The organism is Chromobacterium rhizoryzae, from assembly GCF_020544465.1.
GTDB lineage: Bacteria > Pseudomonadota > Gammaproteobacteria > Burkholderiales > Chromobacteriaceae > Chromobacterium.
This window is the reverse complement of the sequence record NZ_CP066126.1, coordinates 1,765,675-1,785,740: the sequence shown is the minus strand read 5'-3', so window position 1 is coordinate 1,785,740 and position 20,066 is coordinate 1,765,675. Positions and strand designations below refer to the sequence as shown.

Annotated in this window: 22 protein-coding genes; 13 read left to right on the top strand and 9 right to left on the bottom strand. The window is 64.8% G+C overall.

Annotated features, from left to right (window positions below; translation table 11 throughout):
- Positions 1-5: 5 nt before the first annotated feature.
- Complete coding sequence (gene pmbA / locus JC616_RS08190) at positions 6-1,349, bottom strand: metalloprotease PmbA (RefSeq protein ID WP_107799696.1); 1,344 nt, start codon at positions 1,347-1,349, stop codon at positions 6-8.
- Between the two features lie 85 nt (positions 1,350-1,434).
- Between pmbA and yjgA the strand changes: the two genes are divergently transcribed.
- From yjgA to JC616_RS08165, 5 genes are read left to right on the top strand one after another with little or no spacing between them, the layout of a single operon-like run.
- Positions 1,435-1,986 carry a ribosome biogenesis factor YjgA gene (gene yjgA, locus JC616_RS08185; RefSeq protein WP_227107684.1) on the top strand — a complete coding sequence of 184 codons (552 nt, stop codon included), beginning with the start codon at positions 1,435-1,437 and terminating at the stop codon, positions 1,984-1,986.
- Positions 1,986-2,564 carry a molybdopterin adenylyltransferase gene (gene mog / locus JC616_RS08180; RefSeq protein WP_227107682.1) on the top strand — a complete coding sequence of 193 codons (579 nt, stop codon included), beginning with the start codon at positions 1,986-1,988 and terminating at the stop codon, positions 2,562-2,564. Before yjgA ends, mog begins: the two co-directional genes overlap by 1 nt.
- A 3-nt stretch (positions 2,565-2,567) precedes the next feature.
- Positions 2,568-3,515: a YheT family hydrolase gene (locus JC616_RS08175; RefSeq protein WP_227107680.1), complete on the top strand. Its 948-nt coding sequence runs from the start codon at positions 2,568-2,570 to the stop codon at positions 3,513-3,515.
- Between the two features lie 57 nt (positions 3,516-3,572).
- Positions 3,573-4,889 (top strand): MFS transporter, encoded by a 1,317-nt coding sequence (locus JC616_RS08170; protein WP_227107679.1) that lies wholly within the window; start codon positions 3,573-3,575, stop codon positions 4,887-4,889.
- Positions 4,890-4,897: 8 nt separating this feature from the next.
- The gene (locus JC616_RS08165; protein WP_227107678.1) at positions 4,898-5,467 is read left to right on the top strand and encodes a hypothetical protein; all 570 of its coding nucleotides are present in this window, start codon (positions 4,898-4,900) and stop codon (positions 5,465-5,467) included.
- Between the two features lie 151 nt (positions 5,468-5,618).
- Here the strand turns inward: JC616_RS08165 and JC616_RS08160 are convergent, their stop codons facing one another.
- Positions 5,619-6,770 carry an HD-GYP domain-containing protein gene (locus tag JC616_RS08160; protein WP_107799701.1) on the bottom strand — a complete coding sequence of 384 codons (1,152 nt, stop codon included), beginning with the start codon at positions 6,768-6,770 and terminating at the stop codon, positions 5,619-5,621.
- A gap of 167 nt (positions 6,771-6,937) precedes the next feature.
- On the opposite strand from JC616_RS08160, the gene JC616_RS08155 reads away from it, so the two are divergent.
- Positions 6,938-7,783, top strand: a complete 846-nt coding sequence (locus JC616_RS08155; protein ID WP_227107677.1) for a dienelactone hydrolase family protein — start codon at positions 6,938-6,940, stop codon at positions 7,781-7,783.
- Between the two features lie 6 nt (positions 7,784-7,789).
- Here the strand turns inward: JC616_RS08155 and JC616_RS08150 are convergent, their stop codons facing one another.
- Positions 7,790-8,896 (bottom strand): HD-GYP domain-containing protein, encoded by a 1,107-nt coding sequence (locus JC616_RS08150; RefSeq protein ID WP_158274297.1) that lies wholly within the window; start codon positions 8,894-8,896, stop codon positions 7,790-7,792.
- Positions 8,897-9,039: 143 nt separating this feature from the next.
- On the opposite strand from JC616_RS08150, the gene JC616_RS08145 reads away from it, so the two are divergent.
- The 4 genes from JC616_RS08145 (at position 9,040) to JC616_RS08130 (ending at position 11,541) form a co-directional block, all read left to right on the top strand.
- Complete coding sequence (locus tag JC616_RS08145) at positions 9,040-9,639, top strand: HD domain-containing protein (RefSeq protein WP_227107676.1); 600 nt, start codon at positions 9,040-9,042, stop codon at positions 9,637-9,639.
- A gap of 240 nt (positions 9,640-9,879) precedes the next feature.
- Positions 9,880-10,083 carry a cold-shock protein gene (locus JC616_RS08140; RefSeq protein ID WP_019101682.1) on the top strand — a complete coding sequence of 68 codons (204 nt, stop codon included), beginning with the start codon at positions 9,880-9,882 and terminating at the stop codon, positions 10,081-10,083.
- Positions 10,084-10,164: 81 nt separating this feature from the next.
- Positions 10,165-10,725 (top strand): DUF1415 domain-containing protein, encoded by a 561-nt coding sequence (locus JC616_RS08135; protein WP_227107675.1) that lies wholly within the window; start codon positions 10,165-10,167, stop codon positions 10,723-10,725.
- Positions 10,726-10,806: 81 nt separating this feature from the next.
- Positions 10,807-11,541 (top strand): hypothetical protein, encoded by a 735-nt coding sequence (locus JC616_RS08130; protein ID WP_107799706.1) that lies wholly within the window; start codon positions 10,807-10,809, stop codon positions 11,539-11,541.
- 163 nt (positions 11,542-11,704) lie between these two features.
- Here the strand turns inward: JC616_RS08130 and JC616_RS08125 are convergent, their stop codons facing one another.
- The 3 genes from JC616_RS08125 to JC616_RS08115 all read right to left on the bottom strand — a co-directional run bounded on the left by JC616_RS08125 (position 11,705) and on the right by JC616_RS08115 (position 14,327).
- The gene (locus JC616_RS08125; protein WP_227107674.1) at positions 11,705-12,274 is read right to left on the bottom strand and encodes a lysophospholipid acyltransferase family protein; all 570 of its coding nucleotides are present in this window, start codon (positions 12,272-12,274) and stop codon (positions 11,705-11,707) included.
- Positions 12,275-12,468: 194 nt separating this feature from the next.
- Positions 12,469-13,095, bottom strand: coding sequence for a helix-turn-helix transcriptional regulator (locus JC616_RS08120; RefSeq protein ID WP_107799708.1), 627 nt, complete (start codon positions 13,093-13,095; stop codon positions 12,469-12,471).
- An 8-nt stretch (positions 13,096-13,103) separates the two neighbouring features.
- Positions 13,104-14,327 (bottom strand): MFS transporter, encoded by a 1,224-nt coding sequence (locus tag JC616_RS08115; protein ID WP_158274298.1) that lies wholly within the window; start codon positions 14,325-14,327, stop codon positions 13,104-13,106.
- 217 nt (positions 14,328-14,544) lie between these two features.
- Between JC616_RS08115 and JC616_RS08110 the strand changes: the two genes are divergently transcribed.
- The 3 genes from JC616_RS08110 (at position 14,545) to JC616_RS08100 (ending at position 16,924) form a co-directional block, all read left to right on the top strand.
- The gene (locus tag JC616_RS08110) at positions 14,545-14,772 is read left to right on the top strand and encodes a glycine zipper 2TM domain-containing protein (protein WP_081545093.1); all 228 of its coding nucleotides are present in this window, start codon (positions 14,545-14,547) and stop codon (positions 14,770-14,772) included.
- A 96-nt stretch (positions 14,773-14,868) separates the two neighbouring features.
- Complete coding sequence (locus JC616_RS08105) at positions 14,869-16,236, top strand: deoxyguanosinetriphosphate triphosphohydrolase (RefSeq protein WP_227107673.1); 1,368 nt, start codon at positions 14,869-14,871, stop codon at positions 16,234-16,236.
- A gap of 46 nt (positions 16,237-16,282) precedes the next feature.
- Complete coding sequence (locus JC616_RS08100; protein WP_227107671.1) at positions 16,283-16,924, top strand: histidine phosphatase family protein; 642 nt, start codon at positions 16,283-16,285, stop codon at positions 16,922-16,924.
- A 42-nt stretch (positions 16,925-16,966) separates the two neighbouring features.
- On the opposite strand, the gene JC616_RS08095 is transcribed toward JC616_RS08100, so the two are convergent.
- From JC616_RS08095 to JC616_RS08085, 3 genes are read right to left on the bottom strand one after another with little or no spacing between them, the layout of a single operon-like run.
- Positions 16,967-17,587, bottom strand: a complete 621-nt coding sequence (locus JC616_RS08095; RefSeq protein ID WP_227107669.1) for an SCO family protein — start codon at positions 17,585-17,587, stop codon at positions 16,967-16,969.
- Position 17,588: 1 nt separating this feature from the next.
- Positions 17,589-17,999, bottom strand: a complete 411-nt coding sequence (locus JC616_RS08090; protein ID WP_107799713.1) for a hypothetical protein — start codon at positions 17,997-17,999, stop codon at positions 17,589-17,591.
- Positions 18,000-18,006: 7 nt separating this feature from the next.
- Positions 18,007-20,022: an RICIN domain-containing protein gene (locus JC616_RS08085; RefSeq protein WP_227107667.1), complete on the bottom strand. Its 2,016-nt coding sequence runs from the start codon at positions 20,020-20,022 to the stop codon at positions 18,007-18,009.
- Between the last annotated feature and the right edge of the window lie 44 nt (positions 20,023-20,066).

Sequence of the window (20,066 nt, the reverse complement as noted above, 5' to 3'; positions counted from 1 at the left end):
TGGCCTCAGGCTTCGCCTGCCACCATCATGCTGCGCAACAGCACCGAGCCCATCTGTCGGCCACCGCGCTCCAGCACGTCGTTGCCCACCGCGTCGATCTGCATGAACATCTCGCGCAGATTGCCGGCGATGGTGATTTCCTCCACCGGGTGCACGATCACGCCGCGCTCCACCCAGAAGCCGGCCGCGCCGCGCGAGTAATCGCCGGTGACGGTGTTGACGCCCTGGCCCAGCAGCTCGGTCACCAGCAGGCCGGTGCCCATGGCCTGCAGCAACTCCTCCAGGCTTTCGCCGGTGGAATGCACGACCAGATTATGCGCGCCGCCGGCGTTGCCGGTGGTCTGCATGCCCAGCTTGCGCGCCGAATAGCTGCCCAGCATATAACCCTGCAGCACGCCCTTGTCCACCAGACGGCGCGCCACCGTGGCCACGCCCTCGTTGTCGAAGGCGCCGCTGGCCATGCCGCGCAGCAAGAAGGGATCTTCGTCCACGGTGATGTTGGCCGACATCACCGGCTTGCCCAGAGAATCCAGCAGGAAGGACGATTTGCGGTACAGGCTGCCGCCGCTGATGGCAGCCACCAGATGGCTGAGCAGCGAGGCGGCGATCGGCGCTTCGAACACCACCGGATACTGGCCGGTCTTCACCTTGCGCGCGCCCAGCCGCCGCGCCGCGCGCTGGCCGGCCTTGGCGCCGATGGCCTCCGGCGCGTCCAAGTCCTCGCGCCGCCGCGCCGACGAATACCAGTAATCGCGCTGCATCGCACCGCCGTCCTCGGCCACCACCGCCGCGGAAATGCTGTGGCGGCTGCTGGCGTAGCCGCCGATGAAGCCGTGGCTGTTGGCGTAGGCGAAATGGCTGGACTGCGAGGACGCGGTGCCGCCCTCGGAATTGCGGATGCGCGGATCGGCCGCCAACGCGGCGGCCTCGCAGGCTTTGGCCAGCTCGATGGCTTCCTCCACCGGCAGCGCCCACGGGTGGTACAAGCTGAGATCGGGAAACTCGGTGGCCATCAATTGGGAATCGGCCAGGCCGGCGCAAGGATCCTCGGCGGTGTAGCGCGCGATGTCCCGCGCCGCGCGCACGGTGTCCGCCAAAGCCTCTTCGGAAAAATCGGAGGTGCTGGCGTGGCCTTTTTTCTGCCCCAGGTAGACGGTCACGCCCACGCCCTTGTCCTGGTTGTACTCGATGGTTTCCACCTCGGACAGGCGCACGCTCACCGTCTGGCCCAGGCCTTCGGAAACGTCGGCCTCGGCGGCGCTAGCGCCCTCGGCCTTGGCCAGTTCGATCACGCGGGAGGCGATGTCCTCCAGCGCGGCTTGGCTGAAACTGAATGTTTTGTCTGCCATAGTGTCTTTCGCAATGGTCGAAACGGCCGGAGGCCTTTTCCGGTATCATACCAGCCTTGAGAAAACCGATTGAGAATTGCCAACGATGACCCATTACCAGAACGACAGCCCGGACGACGGCTACGTCAGCAAATCCCAGCGCAAGCGCGATATGGATGCGCTGCAGGACCTGGGCCGCGAACTGGTGGAGCTGTCCAAGGACACGCTGAAAAAAATGCAGCTGCCGGAAGACTTGCTCACCGCTATTCTGGACTATAAACGCTTTACCGCGCACGGCGCGCTTCGCCGCCAGCTGCAATACATCGGCAAGCTGATGCGCGACGTGGACCCGGAACCGATCCAGCAATACCTGCAAATTCTCAAGGGCGAATCGTCCGAGCACATCGCCTGGCAGCACCTGCTGGAGCGCTGGCGCGAACGGCTGATGGACGACGACAAGATGCTGGCCAACTTCGTCACCGACTTCCCGGCCGCCGATCCGCAACAGCTGCGCACGCTGATCCGCAACGCGCGCAAGGAAAAACAGGACAACAAACCACCCAAGTCCTTCCGCCTGCTCTATCAGGCCGTCAAGGACGTGATCCCCGAACCGGGCAAGCCGCGCCTGCACCAGCAGGACCAAGAGGACGACGAGTGATGCTGAAAGTAGGCCTGGTCTCGATCTCCGACCGCGCCAGCAGCGGCGTGTACGAAGACAAGGGCATCCCGGCGCTGCGGGACTGGCTGGCCGCCGCGCTGGCCAGCCCCTTCGCCATCGTCTCCCGGCTGATCCCGGACGAGCAGCCGCAAATCGAAGCCGCGCTCAAGGCGCTGGTGGACGAGGAAGGCTGCCAGCTGGTGCTGACCACCGGCGGCACCGGCCCGGCGGCGCGCGACGTCACCCCGGAAGCCACGCTGGCGGTGGCGGACCGCGAGATGCCCGGCTTCGGCGAGCAGATGCGCCAGATCAGCCTGCGCTTCGTGCCCACCGCCATCCTGTCCCGCCAGGTGGGCGCGATCCGCAAGCAGGCGCTGATCCTCAACCTGCCCGGCCAGCCCAAGGCGATCAAGGAAACGCTGGAAGGCCTGCGCGGCGCCGACGGCCAAGTGGAGGTGCCCGGCATCTTCGCCGCCGTGCCTTATTGCATCGACCTGCTGGACGGCCCCTATATCGAAACCCATGAGGCGATGGTCAAGGCCTTCCGCCCCAAGTCGGCGCAGAAAAAACCGGCCTGAGCCATGGCTTACCAGTCCCCCGCCTGGCTGCGCGGCGGCCATGCCCAAACCATCTGGCCGGCGCTGGCGATCAAGACGAGCCGACCCGACTACCGCCGCGAGCTGTGGGACACGCCGGATGGCGCCCGCATCGCGCTGGACTTCGTCGCCGGACGGCCCGGCGCGCCGCTGGTGGTGCTGTTCCACGGCTTGGAAGGCAGCAGCGACAGCCACTACGCGCGCGCGCTGATGCAGGCCGTGCAGCGGCGCGGCTGGAACGGCGTGGTGCCGCATTTCCGCGGTTGCGGCGGCGTGGACAATCCCTTGCCGCGCGCCTATCACGCCGGCGACGGTGCCGAGGTGCGCTGGATTCTGAGCCGGCTGGCGCAACGCTTCCCCGTTTTGGCCGCCGCCGCGGTGTCCCTGGGCGGCAGCATGCTGCTCAACTATCTGGCGGACGAAGGCGCGCAGGCGCTGCCGCGCGCGGCGGCGGCGGTGTCCGCGCCGCTGGACCTGGTGGCGGCCAGCACCCGGCTGGACCGCGGCCTGGGCAAACTGCTGTACACCCGCATGTTCATGGGCACGCTCAAGCCCAAGGCCTTGGAATCGCTGCAGCGCCATCCCGGCCTGTTCGACGGCGGCAAGCTCAGCCGCGCGCGCACCTTCATCGAGTTCGACGACCTGGTCACCGCGCCCATCCACGGCTTCGGCACCGCGCTCAATTACTGGCGCAGCGCCAGCGCCAAACCGCGGCTGGGCCAGATCGCCCGCCCCACCCTGGTGCTGAACGCGCGCAACGACCCCTTCCTGCCGGAGCAGGCGCTGCCGCGCCAGACCGACGTGGCCGCCAGCGTCACCTTGGAGTTCCCCCGCCACGGCGGCCACGTAGGCTTCGCCTCCGGCGCCTTCCCCGGCACGCTGGACTGGCTGCCGTCACGATTGCTGGAATTCTTCGAACCGCATCTGGATTGACTGCGCGGCGCTTTCTGCGCATCTTGACGGCATCCCACCCTCAAGCGAAAGCGCCGCATGGCTTCCGACACCGTCAAGACCTCCGTCCTGCGCAAAACTTATCTGCGCATTCTCGCTCCGCTGTTCATCGCCTCGGTTCTGGCCTTTCTTGACCGGGTCAACGTCAGTTACGCCGCCCTGACCATGAACGCCGACCTCGGCTTCAACGCCAAGGTCTACGGCCTGGCCGCCGGCATCTTCTTCGCCGGCTACGTCCTGTTCGAAGTGCCCGGCGCCATCCTGGCCGAGCGTTGGAGCCCCAGCCGCTGGATCGCCCGCATCCTGTTCTCCTGGGGCGCGGTCAGCATGCTGCTGGGCCTGGTGCAGAACGAGTGGCAGTTCTATGTCCTGCGCTTCTTGCTGGGCGTGTGCGAGGCCAGCTTCTACCCGGTGATCTACGCCTCGGTGATCCCGCGCTGGTTCGTCGCGGACACCCGCGCCCGCGCCATTTCCATCACCCTGTGTTCGCTGCTGGTCTCCGCCATCGTCGGCGCGCCGCTGGCCGGCTGGATGGTGGGCCTGCAGCCCTTCGGCCTCAAGGGCTGGCAAAGCCTGTTCCTGCTGGAAGGCGGCGTCACCGTGCTTTACGGCTTCGCCATACTGCTGTGGCTGCGGGACGATCCGGCCCAGGCCGCCTGGCTGAGCGCGGAGGAAAAGCGCTATCTGATCGATACGCTGAAGGCGGAAGCGGCCGCCACGCGTGAACAACAGCCGGCCACGCTGCGCCAGGCGCTGGCGCAGCCGGCGGTGTTGCGGCTGTGCCTGATCTATTTTCTATGGATTACCGGTTTCTGGGGCTTTAGTTTCTGGATGCCCACGGTGATCAAGAACGCCTCCGGCTGGTCGCCGCTGGCCATAGGCCTCGCCTCCGCCGTGCCCATGCTGGCGGCGCTGGCCGCCATGCTGTGGCTGGGCCATTCCTCGTCCCGCCGCGGGGAAAAGCGCTGGCATGTGGCGTTGCCGCTCTTGCTCGCCGCCGCCGGCTTCCTGATCGGCGCTTTGAGCGACAGTATCGCCGTGGCGCTGCTCTCGGTCACCGTCGTCGCCATCGGCGTCTACAGCCCGATGGGCGTGTGGTGGTCCATCCCCACCACGTTTCTGACCGGCACGCTGGCGGCGGGCGCCATCGGCCTGATCAACTCCGTGGGCAATGTCGGCGGCTTCATCGGCCCTTACGCGCTGGGCTTGATCGAGGCCGCCACCGGCAGCCACACCCTGGCTTACTTCTGGCTCAGCGGCTCGCTGCTGCTCAGCGCGCTCTTGGTGCTGGGCTTGAAGCCGCAAGCGCAAACAGCGGACAATTCCAGCCAAGCCGCCGCTTCCGGCGGACGATAGGAAGAACCATGCCGACACGAATCTTCGTCCTCGCTCTCTGCGCTTTTCTGCTCTCCGCTTGCGCCGGCATGGCCGAGCGCCTGCGCGGCTCCCTGGAACCGCCGGCCGAGCGCGGCTACGCCATCCTGTCGCTGACCGGCAAATCCGCCAATCCGGACAGCGCGACGCTGGGGCTGAACATCGCCAACGCCGCCGGCCGCGTCGTGGCGGCCGACAGCGCCAGCCTGCTGACCGACACCGTGTTCGGCGAGCAGGGCAAGTCCATGGCCGAGGGCAAACTGATGCTGTTCACGCTGGAGCCGGGCCAGTATCGGGTGGAGCAAGTCTGGGCCAACTGGCTGGAGGACGGGGCCTGGGGCGTCAGCCGCAAGATGCGCAGCTTCCGCCTGGCCGCGCCGTTTGAGCTGAAACGCGGCGAGACGGTTTATCTGGGCAATGTGGACGTGGAAATGAGCTTCTTGCCGGAAGCGCGGTTGCGCGACGAATCCGAGCGCGATCTCGCCCACATCCGCCGCATCTGGAAGATCAAGGACGTGTCCGGCGTTCAGCTGCGGCCGCTGGGGCAAGCACGGCTCTGAGCTTCCGTTCAAACCCTCGAAGCCAGCTCAAAACCCGGCATGACCGCCGAGAAAGCGAAAGGCTCATACTATGTATGAGCCTTTCTTAAGCCACACCCACCGTATTATGCCCGTCCGCGCACGGTAGATCGCGAGCCGGTTCCGAACCCGCTCACTTCTGCCACAGCTTGGCCAGATAGGCCGGCTTCACCGTCGCCGCCGCGAGCGGTACGGCTTCCAGCACCCGGTAGGCGTTCTGTCGGGTGTCGCGCAGCAGCGCGTCCGCGTACGGCGCGCCGTCCAGCTTGCGCAAGGCCGCCACGCGCGGCGCATTGGCCTTGTCGCTGCGATGGGTGACCACGCCTATCTCGTTGCTGGCCAGTTTGACGAAGCTGCCGGGCGGATACACGCCCAGCTCCTTGATCAGCAAGGCCGCGTGCTGCGGATCGAAATCGCCCAGCTCGCCGCGGTACAAGCTGCCTATCACCAGCGCCGGCAAGGCCGGCTGAGGCTGATGGATGCAGGAACACAACACGTCCACCATGTGCAGCAGGGCCGCGTCCGGGTGGATATCCTCTCCGCGCAGCCCCTGCGGGTAGCCGTCGCCGCCGCGCTGCTCCTGATGGGTCTGCACCAGAAGATGCCAGTGCTCGTCCACCACCCCGGCCTCGCGCAAAATGGCGGAGCCAACGATGGGATGGGCGTAGAGATCGTCGCGCTGCGCGGCGTCCGGCGGCGTCGGCTGCCGCGACAATTGATTCAGCAGGCCGGTGATCGCCAGATTCATGCTCAGCGCCGCGCCCACCACCGCCTGCAAGCGCGCCTCCTCCATGCCCAGCCGCCGGCCCAGCACCGCCATGATGGCCGCCACGTGCACGCTGTGGGCGCTGCCGATATCGCGATAGGGCGTCAGCAACACGCTGGCCAGCACCCCGTCCGGCTGTTTGCTGGCCAGCCGGATCAACGCGTCCGCCATGTCCGCCAGCCGCCCGGCCAGGCCCGGCACCGCCAAGCCGTGCAATAGCAGGCCCTCGGCGCGGCGGGTCTGGAAGCCCAGTTCCATGATGGGATTGGGCTGCACCTGGGCCGCGGCCTCTTTTTCGCGCTGCGCCGCGCGCTCCAGCTGTTCGCGCTCCAAGCGCGCCGCCACCTCCTCGCTGTCGCCGTGCGCCAGCGTCACCAGCCGCTCGCGCTGCTCCGGCGTCAGCACGTAATGGCCTTTTTTCAGCAGCAGCAGGCCGTTCTTGGCGTACACGTCGACCGGCAATTGCTGGCCGATGCGCAAGAAGCTGGTGGGCAACTTCACTTTGGAGGAGTCCGGCATAATCTATTTACGTTTCGTTAAGTCATGCTTCAATGGCTGTGAATAATGCCGCATTCCATCGGCCTAAGGAAGCCCCCGCGGTCCCGCTCTCGCGCCGGCTTGCCATGCAATGCCGATGACATTAATCTAGTCGCTTCAATCCTCTTGCCTCGTTGGAGAATGCCGTTATGACAAGCAATCGACGCGTCGACGCTTCGCGCAGGGACTTCTTGAACAGCGCGGTGGGCGTGGGCTTCGCGCTGGCGGTGCAGCCCATCGCCGCCAGCGCCATTCTCACCGACGGCGACGGCCTCAGCGCCGGCGCGGTGGAAATCCCGACCGGGCCGGCCGTCATGCCGGGCTACATGGCCAAGCCCGCCGCGGCCGGCGGACCCTTGCCGGTGGTGCTGGTGGTGCAGGAAATCTTCGGCGTGCACGAGCATATCCGCGATCTGTGCCGGCGGCTGGCCAAGGCCGGCTATCTGGCGGTGGCGCCGGAGCTCTATTTCCGCCAGGGCGACCCGAGCAAGGTCGCCAGCATCGGCGAATTGCTCAGCGGCCTGGTCAGCAAGGTGCCCGACAGCCAGGTGCTGGCCGATCTGGACGCCACGCTGGCCTGGGCCGGCGGCCACGGCGGCGACGTCAAGCGCGCGGCCGTCACCGGCTTTTGCTGGGGCGGACGCCAGGCGTGGCTGTACGCGGCGCACAATCCGGCGCTCAAGGCCGGCGCCGCCTGGTACGGCCGGCTGCAGGGCGAGGCCGGCGCCAACACCCCGCGCCAGCCGCTGGACGTCGTCGCCCAGCTGCATGCGCCGGTGCTCGGGCTTTACGGCGGCCTGGACAAGGGCATTCCGCTGGAATCGGTGGACAAGATGAAGGCCGCGCTGCGCGCCGCCGGCAAGCCCTCCGAAATCGTGGTCTACCCGGAGGCCGACCACGGCTTCAACGCCGACTACCGCCCGACTTACAACGCCGCCGCCGCCGCCGACGCCTGGCGGCGCATGCTGCAATGGTTCAAACAACACGGCGTCTGACACCGGCTACTCTCCCGGCGGCCGTCTGGCGCAGGCCGCCAGCCGCATGCGGATCACCTGATTGAAGCGCGCCAGCCAGTAGGGATCGAACTGACGCTCCGAGGCGTTGATCTCGGCGATGGCGCGCATCATCGAATGCCGCAAGCCCCGATGCGCGTGCTTCAAGGTCACCGCCTCGAACGCGTCCACCAGGGCCAGGATGCGCGCGCCGCTGCAAATTTCGTCGCCGCGCAAGCCCTGCGGATAACCGCGGCCGTCCGGCATCTCGTGATGCTGGGCCACCATGCGCGCCGCGTCGGCCCAGGCCGGCATCCTCTCCAAGAGGCCCGCAGCCCAACCCGGATGCTCCGCCATCTGGAGGCGCTCGGCCTCGCTCATCCGCCCCACTTTCAACCAGAACGACTCCGGCAACAGCATCATGCCGATATCGTGCATATACACCGCCGCTTCTAGCTGCCTGTCGTCCACCATCCCCGGCGCCTGACGGCTGGCCTCCAGCGCCAATTCCAGATTGCGCTCGGTGCGGCCCTGGAACTGCGGCAGACGCTGCTCGAACTGCAGCGCCAATAGCCGGAAAAAAGCCAGATCGCCCTGGCTCAGCTGCGCGGCGGCGTCCGCCGGCGCATCCGACTCGATCACGTGCAAGGGAATGCCGGTGATCTGCTCCACCAATTGCTGACAACGCTGCAGCAGCTCGCCTACCGGGCACTCCGCCACCTGGTTCAAGGCCCGCATCAGCAAAGGCAGCTGCAGATCGTCCAGCAGTTCGTGGTTATCCAGCGCCTCCAGCGCCAGACCCAAGCGGTCCATCACCAACAGCATCACATCGCCTATCGAGTCCTCGTAGACCACCTCGCCGCTGCGCAGCCGCTCCAACAGGCTTTCCAAGGCGTGGACGAAAGGCACCACGAAGCGCACCTGGCACATGCTGGCGTCGCCCTTGATGCTGTGCAGCAAGCGAAACAGCTGATCGATCTGAGCGGCGTCGGTGTCGCCGAAACCCAGCTGGCAAACCAAGTGCTCCACCTGCGGCGCGTAATCGCTCATCACCTCCATGAAATCGTGAAACGCCTCCGGCTCCACAATCTCCAGCGTCAGCTCCTGCTTACCCATGCCCCCTCCCATTTTCAATCGCCCTTCATTCCAGTATATGCAGCATGCGGCAAAGCGTGCGACAGCGGCCTTTCCAAACCGCCACGCGCCGCGCATAATTTGCGCCCCCGGCGCATCGTCCGCTCTTTATGTCCGATATTCCCATGCAAAACCCACTGCAAACCCTGCAACAACACATCGCCTTCATTATTGAAGTGGATAAACTCAAAACGGTGTTGCGCAAAACCAAGGCCGCCCATGTCGACCGCTACGAGAACTCCGCGGAACACAGCTGGCAAATCGCGCTGTTCGCCCTCAATCTGCGCGACTTCGCCGCCGAGCCGGTGGACATCGACAAGGTGGTGCGCATGTTGCTGATTCACGACCTGGGCGAAATCGACACCGGCGACACCATCGTCTACGCCGCGGACGGCGCCGCCGAGCGCGAAGCCGAGGAACTGGCCGCGATGCGCCGCATCCTGGGCCTGCTGCCCCAGCCCATGGCCGCGCAGCTGCTGGCCTTGTGGCAGGAGTTCGAGGCCCGCCAAAGCGCGGAAGCGCGTTTCGCCCGCGCGATAGACCGATTGATGCCCATCTTGCTCAATCTGCAATCCGGCGGCCAAAGCTGGCGCGAAAACGGCGTCGGCAAGCAACAAGTGCTGAGCATGGCGGTGGGCAAAGTGGAGGACGGCTGTCCGCTGGCGGCGGACTGGTTGCGCGTGGAATTGGACCGCGCGGAGCGGGACGGTTACTTCGGCGCCTGAGCCCAAATGGAGAAAACCCGGTAGAAATGCCAGGGGATACTGAAAAAACAGGATAAAAACCCTTTCGGCCATGCAGAAAACGCTTGCCATGTCCCGGAACTATAGGCACTATTCCTGCCGCAGGATGCTCAAGTTGTGGATGTGTTGTTGTCGTAGTGGCATTAAGTCCGTACCTCAGTCGCCATTTCCCTTGAACTTCGTGCCTTTTATTTCAACTGCTCGTTTTGAGGAATTAACAAAATGGCAACCGGTACCGTTAAGTGGTTCAACGACTCCAAAGGTTTTGGCTTTATCACCCCGGATGAAGGCGGCGACGACGTATTCGCTCACTTCTCCCAGATCAATGCCAAAGGCTTCCGCACCCTGGCTGAAAACCAGCGCGTTAGCTTTGACGTCGTAGACGGCCCGAAAGGCAAACAAGCCTCCAACATCCAGCCCATCTAATCATCGCGATTAGTACAGCTTGATGAAAACCCGGCCTCGCGCCGGGTTTTTTGCATTTACGCTTCAACGCAAGGAATTCCCATGTCCGTCTCCGACGATCACGAACACATCATCGCCGCCACCCGCGACTGGCTGGAAAAAGCGGTGATAGGGCTCAATCTCTGTCCGTTCGCCAAGAGCGTCTACGTGAAGAACCAGGTGCGCTACGTGGTCAGCGACGCCGCCCAGCCGGATCAGTTGGCGCAAGAGCTCGCCTCCGAACTGCGCCTGCTGGCCGACAGCAGCCCGGACGAGATCGACACCACCTTGCTGATCCACCCTCGCGCGCTGCAACGCTTCCTGGATTTCAACGACTTCCTCGACATCGCCGACGCCATCGTCGAAGACATGGGACTGGACGGCGAGCTGCAAGTGGCCAGCTTCCACCCCAAGTTCCAGTTCGATGGCACCGGCATCAACGATATCGAGAACTACACCAATCGCGCGCCCTACCCCACGCTGCACCTGCTGCGCGAAGCCAGCATAGGCCGCGCGGTGGAAGCCTTCCCGCAGGCGGAAGCCATCTATGAAAAGAATATCGAAACGCTGAAACAGCTGGGCCTGGACGGCTGGAAAGCGCTGTTCGCCGGCAAAACGCCGTAAGCGCGGGCTCGCCACGCATTGCCAAGCCCGTCGCGGGCGTGGTACACCACGGGCATTCCACCTTCTTGGAGTTCAGCCCCCATGTCGCTCAGGCCCTTGCTGCCGCTCGTCGCGCTATTGTTGAGCGCTTGCGCTTTCACCCCGGTGCAGAAGCCCGTCGCCGGCGACGACTTTCGCGGCAACGAGCTGGGGCAGAGCAGCGCCAATCGCATGGCCAACCTGGCCATGCGCGACAATCTTGCCAGCTTGCAAACCCTGCTGGAAAAACTGTACAAGCGCAATCCCAGAGAATGGCGCAAGACCGGCGCGGCCGATTACCCGGCCGCGATGCGCCAGGTCATGAGCTCCATCCGCAACAACGCCCCGCTGCCGGCCTTGAGCGGCCAGCGCTCGATCGCGGCGATGAGCGCGGCCTTCGACCCCGGCTTTGGCGGCGACCGGGCCGGCGCCTTGATTTACGGCATGGGCTCCATGCTGGTGGATGCCTACGGCGGACGCACCGAGCTGTTCCTGGTGCATGGGCTGGACGCGCAGCAGCTGGCCAACGCCTCGCACAATCTGGAAGTGGCGGCCTGGATGCTGAACAACCGCCAGCTCAGCGGCGCGCCGGTCTTGCTATCCAATGAAATCGGCAGCGTGCGCAATCTGTCCTTCGAGCGGGAGTTCGGCAAAATGATGGCCAGGCTGGATTTGCTGGCGGAATTGTCGGACGAGAAACTGCGCCGCAGCGCCATAGACTTCGGTCAATCGCTGATCGCCGGCCCCTTCCTGCAGTTTCTGCCGGTCAGCGCCGTCGCCCAGGCCGCGGCGCCCTGAGAGCCCGTTCAAAGTCTCGCGAGCAAAAGCGAGACAAGGCGAAAGCCACTGAGAAAGCGGAATGGACTCATGACGCATGAGCCTTTCGAAACGGTTTTCAAGGCCCCGTTCCATCCATCCCGCTGCAGCGCGGCAGACATTGAAGCGGTTCCGGGAGTCGGGCTCAGCTCCGACGCTTGCCCACCTTGTCGCGGTAAAAGGCGCGAATGCGCGGCATATCGGCGTCGATATCGCCGCTGGGCGTGAATATGGGGCCGAAACCGGCCTCTTTGCGGCTGTAATCCAGGTACGCCAAGGCCACCGGCACCTCCGCGCCGCAGGCGATGTGATAAAAGCCGGTCTTCCATTCGGACACCGCCTTGCGCGTGCCCTCGGGCGGAATCGCCACCACCAGCCGGTCCGAACGCCGGTAAACTTCCACCATCTGCTGCACCAGGGAATTATTCTGATGCCGCTTGACCGGAATGCCGCCCAGCCAGCGCATCACCGGCCCCATCGGCCCGGCGAACAGCGTGTGCTTGCCCATCCAGTAGATCTTGGCCCGCGCGGCGAAACACACGGCCAGCGTCAGCGGAAAGTCCCAATTGCTGGTATGCGGCGCGCCGATCAGCACGTATTTGTCCCGCTTGGGAAACTCTCCTCGCAGCTTCCAGCCGCTCAGCTTGAGCATGGCGATGGACAAGCAGCGGAACAGCGGCCGGATCACGGGCGTGTCGAAAATGGTGAAATGCATGACGGTCCTGAGCAAGGGCCTCGCCCAGGACGGGGAGCGACAACCGAACAGGCGCCGCCCAGCGTCGGGGCAAGCGCCAACCACGTGGAAAAACGCCGGAATGTACCTGATAAAACTATCCCGGTAAATCCGCATTGCGAAATACAATCAGATCTCGCAAGTCCATGAATTCAAAAAGCAAGCGCCGCGCCGCCTCACTCCGCCAAGGGATGGATGCGGTACACGCAGCGCCGCCCGCCGTCTTCCAGCGCGTGCTCCAGCCGCCGCACTTCCGCGCCCGGCCCCAACACCCGGGCGAACAGCGCCAGCTCGGAGCGGCACAGGCCCTGACATTGGCGCGCCGCCGCGCAGATCGGGCAATGGTTTTCCAGCAACAACCAGCCGTCGCCGTCCAGGCGCGCCTCCGCCATATAGCCTTCCTGGCTGCGTATCCGCGCCAACGCGGCCACCCGCTCCCCCAGCCCGTCCGCACCGGACATCGCCAGCCGATATTCCTCCTCCGACTGCGCCTCTCGCCGTTGAATCAAACTCTCCAGGCCGGACTCGCCAAACAGCTCCCTCACCTGCTCCAGCAACTGCAAGGTCAAATCCGCGTGCCGGTCCGGAAAACGGCCATGGCCGCTCTCGGTCAAGCGCCAGAGCTGGGCCGGCCGGCCCACGCCCTGAGCCTGGGCCTCCATCCGCGCCAGCCCCTTCTCCTCCAGCGCGAGCAAATGCTTGCGCGCGCCCATGCTGGTCAGTCCCAATTCCGCCGCCAGCGTCTGCGCCGTCTGAGGCCCCCGCGTTTTCAGCAGATACAGCAGCCGATCCGCGCTATTCATCGCCGCGGTCACCGGACCTCCTCCGCCTCGCGGATCACGCCTTGCAGCCAGGCGGCGGCCAGGCCGCACGTCAAAGCGCCCAGAACCAGCACCAGACGGGTGTCCAGAATGGTCAGCACGCTGCCCAGCAAGGCCACCAGCACATTGGCCACGCAGAAGATCGTGGTCAGCAGGCCCATCACGCTGCCCTGCCCCAGGCTGGCGAAGCGCTCCGAACACCAGCTGGGCAGGATGGCGTTGTAAATCGCCAGCGGCACGCCCAACAACACAATCAAGCCTATGCCCGGCCAAGGCAGATCCGCCAGCAAGCTCAAACCCAGCAGGCCCAGGGCCACCCAGGCCGCATTGATGCGCGCCAGCTCCAGCGGCGCCCGTTTATGCCCAAGTTTGCCCAGCAAGGCGCTGGCCGAGGTCATCAGCACGCACATCAGCGCCGTCACCACCGCGATGCCGCGGCTGTCCAGCTGCGCGTACTCCACCAGCCACAAGGGGTAGAACTCGTAAAAAGCGTTGACCCCGACGGCGAAGGCCAGCTGCATCCAGAACAGCCGCGCCAGCAAAGGGTCCGCCGACAGCAGACGAAAAGAGTGCTGGCCGCGCATCACCTGCAGCAAGGACTGCTCCTGGTGCATGCGCTCGCCGGTTTCCGGCAGGAAGGCCAGCAGCACCCCCAGGCACAGCAGGATGGCGCCGGCCGCCAGCAGGAAAGGCACCGCCTCGCCCAGCGGCAAGGTCAAACCGCCGATCAGCGGCCCCACCAGCCAGCCGGTGTACAGCACCGCGTTGAGAATGGCGAAGGAACGCGCGCGGTCCAACTGCGGATGCAGATCCGCCACGATGGCGCGCGCCACCGCCACATTGCCCTCGGTCAGGCCGGTAACGAAACGCGCCAGCACGAACAACAGATACCAGCGGCTCCACAAGGCGTACGCCGTCAGCAAATAGCCCAGAAAGGTCAGCAACAAGGTTCCGGTCAGCACCCGCCGCCGTCCCAGCCGGTCCGACAACGCTCCAATCAAGGTGCTGCCCAGCAAAATGCCCAGCGGATTGGCGGCCAGGGCCACGCCCAACAGCAGCTTGGGCGGCAGCCCCAGGAAGTGGTTGAACGCATCCGGCGCGGAGTTCACGAAGATGGGCGCCAGGATGGGATAAGGCATGGCCACGCCGGCCGTGCTCATCAGCGCCACCAGACAGACAGTCAGCAAAATCAGTTTGGGATGGGAAACATTCATGACGCATACCAATGAGACGATGGCCCATGCTAATCTCGCCATCGCAATAAGTAAACAAATTAGTTTACTTAATATCGCGCCGCGTACTGGAAATCATCAATACAGCATATAGAATGCTGTACGTATGGTTACGAAAAGGCGCGCAGAAACAGGAACCAGATGGCATTCCAAGCGTCTCAAACTACACAAGACCTACTTTATGTTTTTGGAGACTTCCATGACTTCGATGACCAGCAAATCCGCCGTTAAAGCCATTGCCGCCAGCCTGATCGCCGTCAGCCTGCTGTCCGGTTGCGCCAATATGTCCAAGCGTCAGCAAAACACCGCCATCGGCGCGGCCGCCGGCGCCGTGCTCGGCTCCGTGCTCACCGGCGGCGACGCCATCGGCACCGTGGGCGGCGCCGCGGTGGGCGGCGTGGTCGGCAATCAGACCGGCAAACGCTAAACCCGCGACCCCATTCCAAGAGCCAGCCCCGCGCTGGCTCTTTTGTTTTGCCCGCCGCGCCCATATCATCAATACAACAGCACCACGGGCCACGCCATGACCTCCTCCGCACGCATGAATTGGGAACGACTCCTCTCCACCAAACGCTTCAAAGTCATTCAGGGCCACGTCAAGGAAACCCGCACCCCAGCCACCGAAGAAGGCAGCCCGGGCTTGCGCACCGACTTCCACATAGACCACGACCGCGTGGTGTTCTCCAGCGCCTTCCGCCGGCTGGGCCGCAAAACCCAGGTGCACCCGCTGGCGCGCCACGACCACACCCACAACCGCTTAACCCACAGCGTGGAGGTGGCCAGCGTCGGCCGCAGCCTGGGCAACCGCGTCGGCATGATGATGCAGCACGCCCATCTGCTGCCGGACAACTACACGCCGCACGATATCGGCGCCGTGGTGCAAGTGGCCTGCCTGGCTCACGACATCGGCAATCCTCCCTTCGGCCACACCGGCGAATACGCGTTGCGCGACTGGTTCCGCGCCGAACGCAACGCCCACTGGCTGCACGGCCTGGCGCCGGAGGAAATCCGCGACGTGCAGACCTACGAAGGCAACGCCCACGGCCTGCGCATGCTGGCCACGCTGGAAATGTACACCGGCGAAGGCGGCATGCGCCTGACCGCCGCCGCCCTGGGCGCGCTGATCAAATACCCGTGGACATCGGACGCCGAAGCCGCCCAGGCGCGCGACAAATTCAACATCTACCGCACCGAGCTGCCCTATTTCCAGCGCGTGGCCTCGGAGCTGGGCCTGCTGCCCAAGGGCGTGATGCAATGGAGCCGCCACCCGCTGTCCTACCTGATGGAGGCCGCCGACGACATCTGCTACGCCATTCTGGACCTGGAAGACGCGGTGGAGATCGGCATCCTGGACTTCAAGGAATTCGAAACCCTGTTCTCCGGCTTCACCGAATACGAACGCATCTGGGACATGCAGGACGTGCGTCAGAAATGCGGCACCCTGCGCGGCATCGCCATCGGCCGCTGCGTCAGCGAAGTGGCCGAGAAATTCATGCTGCACCACGACAGCCTGCTGCGCGGCGAATTCCCGGCCAAGGACTTGATCAACCTATGCGGCGCCCAAGTGCAGGACGCGCTGATCCACGCCAAGGAACTGGCCAGCACCCGGGTCTACCGCCACCGCACCAAGCTGGTGACCGAACTCGCCTCCTACCCGTGCATGGCCGGCATCCTGGACGCGCTGATCCCCGCCGCCCACGCCTACGTCAGCAAGGGCGCCGAGCGCCTGAGCCCGCGCGAGCACCTGGCCATGGGCTTGCTGGAACAGCACATCCGCAGTGACGACAGCCTGTATCAGGCCTATATGAAAGTATTGGACTTCGTCGGCGGCATGACCGACAACTACGCCGCCAACCTGGCGCGCGACATTTCCGGCGTGGGCATTCTATAACTCCGCCCCGCCGCAATTCGGCAGTTAAAAAATCAGAAAGACAGGAATGCAGCACACCACCCGTTTTTGCATCGTCCGCCATGGCGAAACCGACTGGAACCGCGAATATCGACTGCAAGGCCACACCGACATCCCCCTCAACCCCACCGGCCAGGAACAGGCGACAAGCCTCAGCCGCGCGCTATGGCCGGGACGCTACGCCTTCGACGCCCTCTACGTCAGCGACCTGACCCGCACCCGCCAGACCGCCGCGCCGCTGCAGGCGCGATTGAATCTGACGCCCACCTTCAGCGCCGAATTGCGCGAGCGCCACATGGGCGTGTTTCAGGGCCTGACCTACGCCGAGGCGGAACACAGCATCCGCGACGACTATCTGCAACTCAAATCCCGCGATCCGGACTACGACCTCAAGGGCGGGGAAAGCCTCAACGCCTTCATGGGCCGCATCCGCGACGGTTTCACCGGCATTGCCCGCCGCCATCTGGGCCAGACCCTGCTGGTGGTCACCCACGGCGGCGTGCTGGAAATGATGTACCGGCTGGCCACCGGCAAGCCGATGTCCGAAGCCCGCGACTTCCCCATCCCCAACGCGGCCTTGAACTGGCTGAGCTATAGCGACGGGCAATGGCGGCTTGAACAATGGGCCGACGAATCCCACCTGGCCGCCGCGCTGGACGAAATTCAATAGCAAGACGGCCGCGCCCCCAAGCGGAGCGCGGCCGGTCGCCAACTACGCCAAGGCTAGCAGAGTGCGCGCGATGGTTTCCGCCGACGGCAACTCCGTTGAGCGCCACACCAAGCGGCTCTTCGAATCCACCAGCAAGACCTCCGTGTGGTGCGCGCTCAAATCCGTCCGACGCTGATTGAACGTGGCCAGCATCAAATCCAGGTCAGCCAGCTCGGGGCGGGCCGCCCGCCAGCCTGGTTTAGGCCGAAACCGGGCCAGCCACCGCCGCAGCTGTTCGGGCGAATCGTTCAATGGGTCAAGACTCAACGACAATAACTGTATCCGCGCCCGCTTTGATTCCGGCAGCAAATCCTGCACTTGCCGAAACGTCGCGCCCTGGATCGGGCAGACATTGGAGCAGGCGGTGAAAATCAGCTGAACCGCCGTCACGCGCCGCTGCAACAAGGCGTGAAAGCTGCGCCGTTGACCATCGCTGTCATTCAGCATGAAGTCCGGCAGCGGCAGCGGCGGAGAAATCTCTCCGTGCGCCAGGGCCAGATTTCCGGCCCACGCGGTTTTGGCCAATGCGGCCGGCCCCGCCAGCCATAAAGGCGCCAGGCCCGCCAAGCCCATCGCAAACCTCCGCCGTCCCGGATTCAACGGCGCGCCGCCCTTGCCTTGCATGCTAATGCCCCTGTAGAAAAAGCCATAAAGCCCGGCATTCCGCCGCGCTCAGCCGGTAGCGCGGCATATCCGTGCCGATCAGGATATCGGTCGGGTCTTTCCCGCTACGCAACATCTCGCAAAAGCTCGGTTCGGTATACGCCCGCTCCGGCCCCCCGCGCCTGGCGCTGGCCTCCGTCAAGAAGCGCGCGCCCAAATCCGGCGCAAACCGGCCATCCGCCCGCGCCTGATCCTGCAAGCGATGACAGTTGGCGCAACGCGCGTACTCGCTGTCCAAGGGGCGGTTATGGACATACAGCTGGCCGACCAAGGCGGTCTGGCCGTAGAACAGCCGGCCGCCGTCCACAGCCTCCTCGCCGCCGGCCGCGCACGGCGTCCCCCACAGGGCAAGCCCGCAGGCGAGCGCGCCCAAGCCCCGTTTAATTGATGGCGATGATGCGAGCGACACTGGGCACCCCTTGCGGACTCATCGCGAACAACATGTAGTAGCCCGGCAAAACTACTCCGCTATCCGTGGGAATCTGCAGGGAATAACGCATTTCCCCCGCCATCGGCGCGAGTTGCGACACCGACAAAGCGATCCGACGCTGATCGTTGTTGACCGAATGCGTCACCGCGGACAGCCTCATCAAGGCGAACTGGCTCGCCGCCTGCTGCGTTTTGACTTCGATCACGCTCCCCGGCCGCGCCTGCGCCGGCGCGGCGCTAATCACCGGCCGAGCCGCCGGGCTGCCGTCCGCGTTCAACAAATAAGGAGGGGTCAGGATCTCCGCGTTCAAGTGATTTTGCGGGCAGCCGGCGCCGCACAAGCCGCCGCCGCCGACAAACACCCGCCCATCCTGCAACAGGATCGCCGTGCTATGGTAGGTCCGCGGCACCTGCATGGGCTTCAAGGGCTGGAACACCTGTTTCGCCGAACTCCACAGCTCCGGCGTCAGCACCGCATAGGAGTCCGTGAACGGCTGCGGTATCGTCTGCCCGCCCACCACCACCACGTCGCCGTCGGGCAAGGCCACCGCATTGGCGAATGCGCGGCGATAGCTCATTCCGGGCAGCGACTTCACCTTCACCTGGGCCTTGGGTCCACCGCGGATATCGATCAGATGGGCCGAGTTGCTCGCATAGGTGGTGCCCGTGTTCTGCTGATAAGCCGGCGCGCCGCCCAGCTTCAGAATCAGGCCGGCGTCAAACATCACCGCATTGCCGTTGATGCTGTAAGGATCATTGCCGCGCGTCCCCGCCGAAACGATGCTGCCGGCTCCGCTGGTGCCTATCCAGTTCATCTGAGCGCTGGGGCCGGCATGGAACACCGTCCCGCCGCTGCCGGCGAACAGCCATAAATGGTTGTCGCCGCGGTACACGCTGCCGTTGGCGTCCTGCGGATCGGGGCCGATCACATTGTTTTCCGGCACGCCGGAAAGCACGGTCCAATGACCGTTGCCCCACACCTCCCCGCTGCGGTTGGGCCGGCTCTTGCTGTTGTAGCCGCCGCTCCAGGAACCGCCCAAAGTCAGCACCCGGCCGTCCGACAATACGGTATTGGCCTCATAGCCCCGCGGAATGTTCATATTGCCGCTGGCGCTCCAGCGCTTGGCCGCCCAATCGTATATTTGCGTTTTAGGGCTGCTGGAGCCGCCGTTGATCAGCAGATTGCCATTGGGCAACATCGACGTGCCGGGGCAGAACAGATTCGCGCCGGTGGTCACCACCGTCAACGGCAGCGGCGCGTTCTTCGCCGCGTCGAACAGCGCGGTATAGGTCTTGCTATTGCCGTTGCCGCTGTCCCCGCTGAAGGCGTCGGGAAAATCCGCGGACCACATCATCAACTTGTTGTCCGGCAGATTGGCGACGCCCACCGGGGTGACCGGCAGAGGAATCACACCGCTCCAGGCGGAGGGAAGCGCCGCGCTTTTGGCGCCGGGATAATCGAACATGAACTGGTCGTTCACCTGCGCCTTGCCCTGGCACGGCCATTGCACCACCTTGGTTCCCTGCGTCGCAACGCCGGAAAAGATGTTCACGCACTGGCCGCTGGAGGCCGACACGATATGGTAAGTGCCGACATCCACCGGCTGGATTTTCCACTGATCATTGGCCACCGCCACGCTTTGGCATGGCCACTGAATCAGCTGAACGCCCTGGTTTCGGCTTGAAGCCGGCACATTCAAGCACATCTGCGATTTCTGCGAGACGATGTGGTAGAAGCCGTTTGCCAGCGGCACGAAAGTCCATTGCTCATTGCTCCCCGCCGAGCAAGGCCATTGAATGATGCCGGCTCCGGAGCTGGTCGAACCGCCGCCGACATTCAAGCACTGCCCGCTATTCACCGCCACGATGCCGGTGGCGGCCGCCGCGCTCACTTCAGGACACAGCAGCCATGACACGCCGAGAACACCGCTCGCCAGCGTCATCAATCCGTTTCCAAGCTTCAACATGAAGTCCCCTTAATAGCCTGTTCAAAGTCCGCTGCGCCCCCTGG

Excerpts from the sequence above, each read along its gene's own strand:
- JC616_RS08145 (WP_227107676.1), top strand. The coding sequence starts at position 9,040 with ATGCAAAACCCACTGCAAACCCTGCAACAACACATCGCCTTCATTATT.
- JC616_RS08105 (WP_227107673.1), top strand. The coding sequence starts at position 14,869 with ATGACCTCCTCCGCACGCATGAATTGGGAACGACTCCTCTCCACCAAA.
- JC616_RS08140 (WP_019101682.1), top strand. The coding sequence starts at position 9,880 with ATGGCAACCGGTACCGTTAAGTGGTTCAACGACTCCAAAGGTTTTGGC.
- JC616_RS08120 (WP_107799708.1), bottom strand. The coding sequence starts at position 13,095 with ATGAATAGCGCGGATCGGCTGCTGTATCTGCTGAAAACGCGGGGGCCT.
- JC616_RS08170 (WP_227107679.1), top strand. The coding sequence starts at position 3,573 with ATGGCTTCCGACACCGTCAAGACCTCCGTCCTGCGCAAAACTTATCTG.
- JC616_RS08155 (WP_227107677.1), top strand. The coding sequence starts at position 6,938 with ATGACAAGCAATCGACGCGTCGACGCTTCGCGCAGGGACTTCTTGAAC.
- JC616_RS08135 (WP_227107675.1), top strand. The coding sequence starts at position 10,165 with ATGTCCGTCTCCGACGATCACGAACACATCATCGCCGCCACCCGCGAC.
- JC616_RS08175 (WP_227107680.1), top strand. The coding sequence starts at position 2,568 with ATGGCTTACCAGTCCCCCGCCTGGCTGCGCGGCGGCCATGCCCAAACC.
- JC616_RS08085 (WP_227107667.1), bottom strand. The coding sequence starts at position 20,022 with ATGTTGAAGCTTGGAAACGGATTGATGACGCTGGCGAGCGGTGTTCTC.
- JC616_RS08160 (WP_107799701.1), bottom strand. The coding sequence starts at position 6,770 with ATGCCGGACTCCTCCAAAGTGAAGTTGCCCACCAGCTTCTTGCGCATC.
- JC616_RS08165 (WP_227107678.1), top strand. The coding sequence starts at position 4,898 with ATGCCGACACGAATCTTCGTCCTCGCTCTCTGCGCTTTTCTGCTCTCC.
- pmbA (WP_107799696.1), bottom strand. The coding sequence starts at position 1,349 with ATGGCAGACAAAACATTCAGTTTCAGCCAAGCCGCGCTGGAGGACATC.
- JC616_RS08125 (WP_227107674.1), bottom strand. The coding sequence starts at position 12,274 with ATGCATTTCACCATTTTCGACACGCCCGTGATCCGGCCGCTGTTCCGC.
- JC616_RS08150 (WP_158274297.1), bottom strand. The coding sequence starts at position 8,896 with ATGGGTAAGCAGGAGCTGACGCTGGAGATTGTGGAGCCGGAGGCGTTT.
- mog (WP_227107682.1), top strand. The coding sequence starts at position 1,986 with ATGCTGAAAGTAGGCCTGGTCTCGATCTCCGACCGCGCCAGCAGCGGC.
- JC616_RS08110 (WP_081545093.1), top strand. The coding sequence starts at position 14,545 with ATGACTTCGATGACCAGCAAATCCGCCGTTAAAGCCATTGCCGCCAGC.
- yjgA (WP_227107684.1), top strand. The coding sequence starts at position 1,435 with ATGACCCATTACCAGAACGACAGCCCGGACGACGGCTACGTCAGCAAA.
- JC616_RS08100 (WP_227107671.1), top strand. The coding sequence starts at position 16,283 with ATGCAGCACACCACCCGTTTTTGCATCGTCCGCCATGGCGAAACCGAC.
- JC616_RS08130 (WP_107799706.1), top strand. The coding sequence starts at position 10,807 with ATGTCGCTCAGGCCCTTGCTGCCGCTCGTCGCGCTATTGTTGAGCGCT.
- JC616_RS08115 (WP_158274298.1), bottom strand. The coding sequence starts at position 14,327 with ATGAATGTTTCCCATCCCAAACTGATTTTGCTGACTGTCTGTCTGGTG.
- JC616_RS08095 (WP_227107669.1), bottom strand. The coding sequence starts at position 17,587 with ATGCAAGGCAAGGGCGGCGCGCCGTTGAATCCGGGACGGCGGAGGTTT.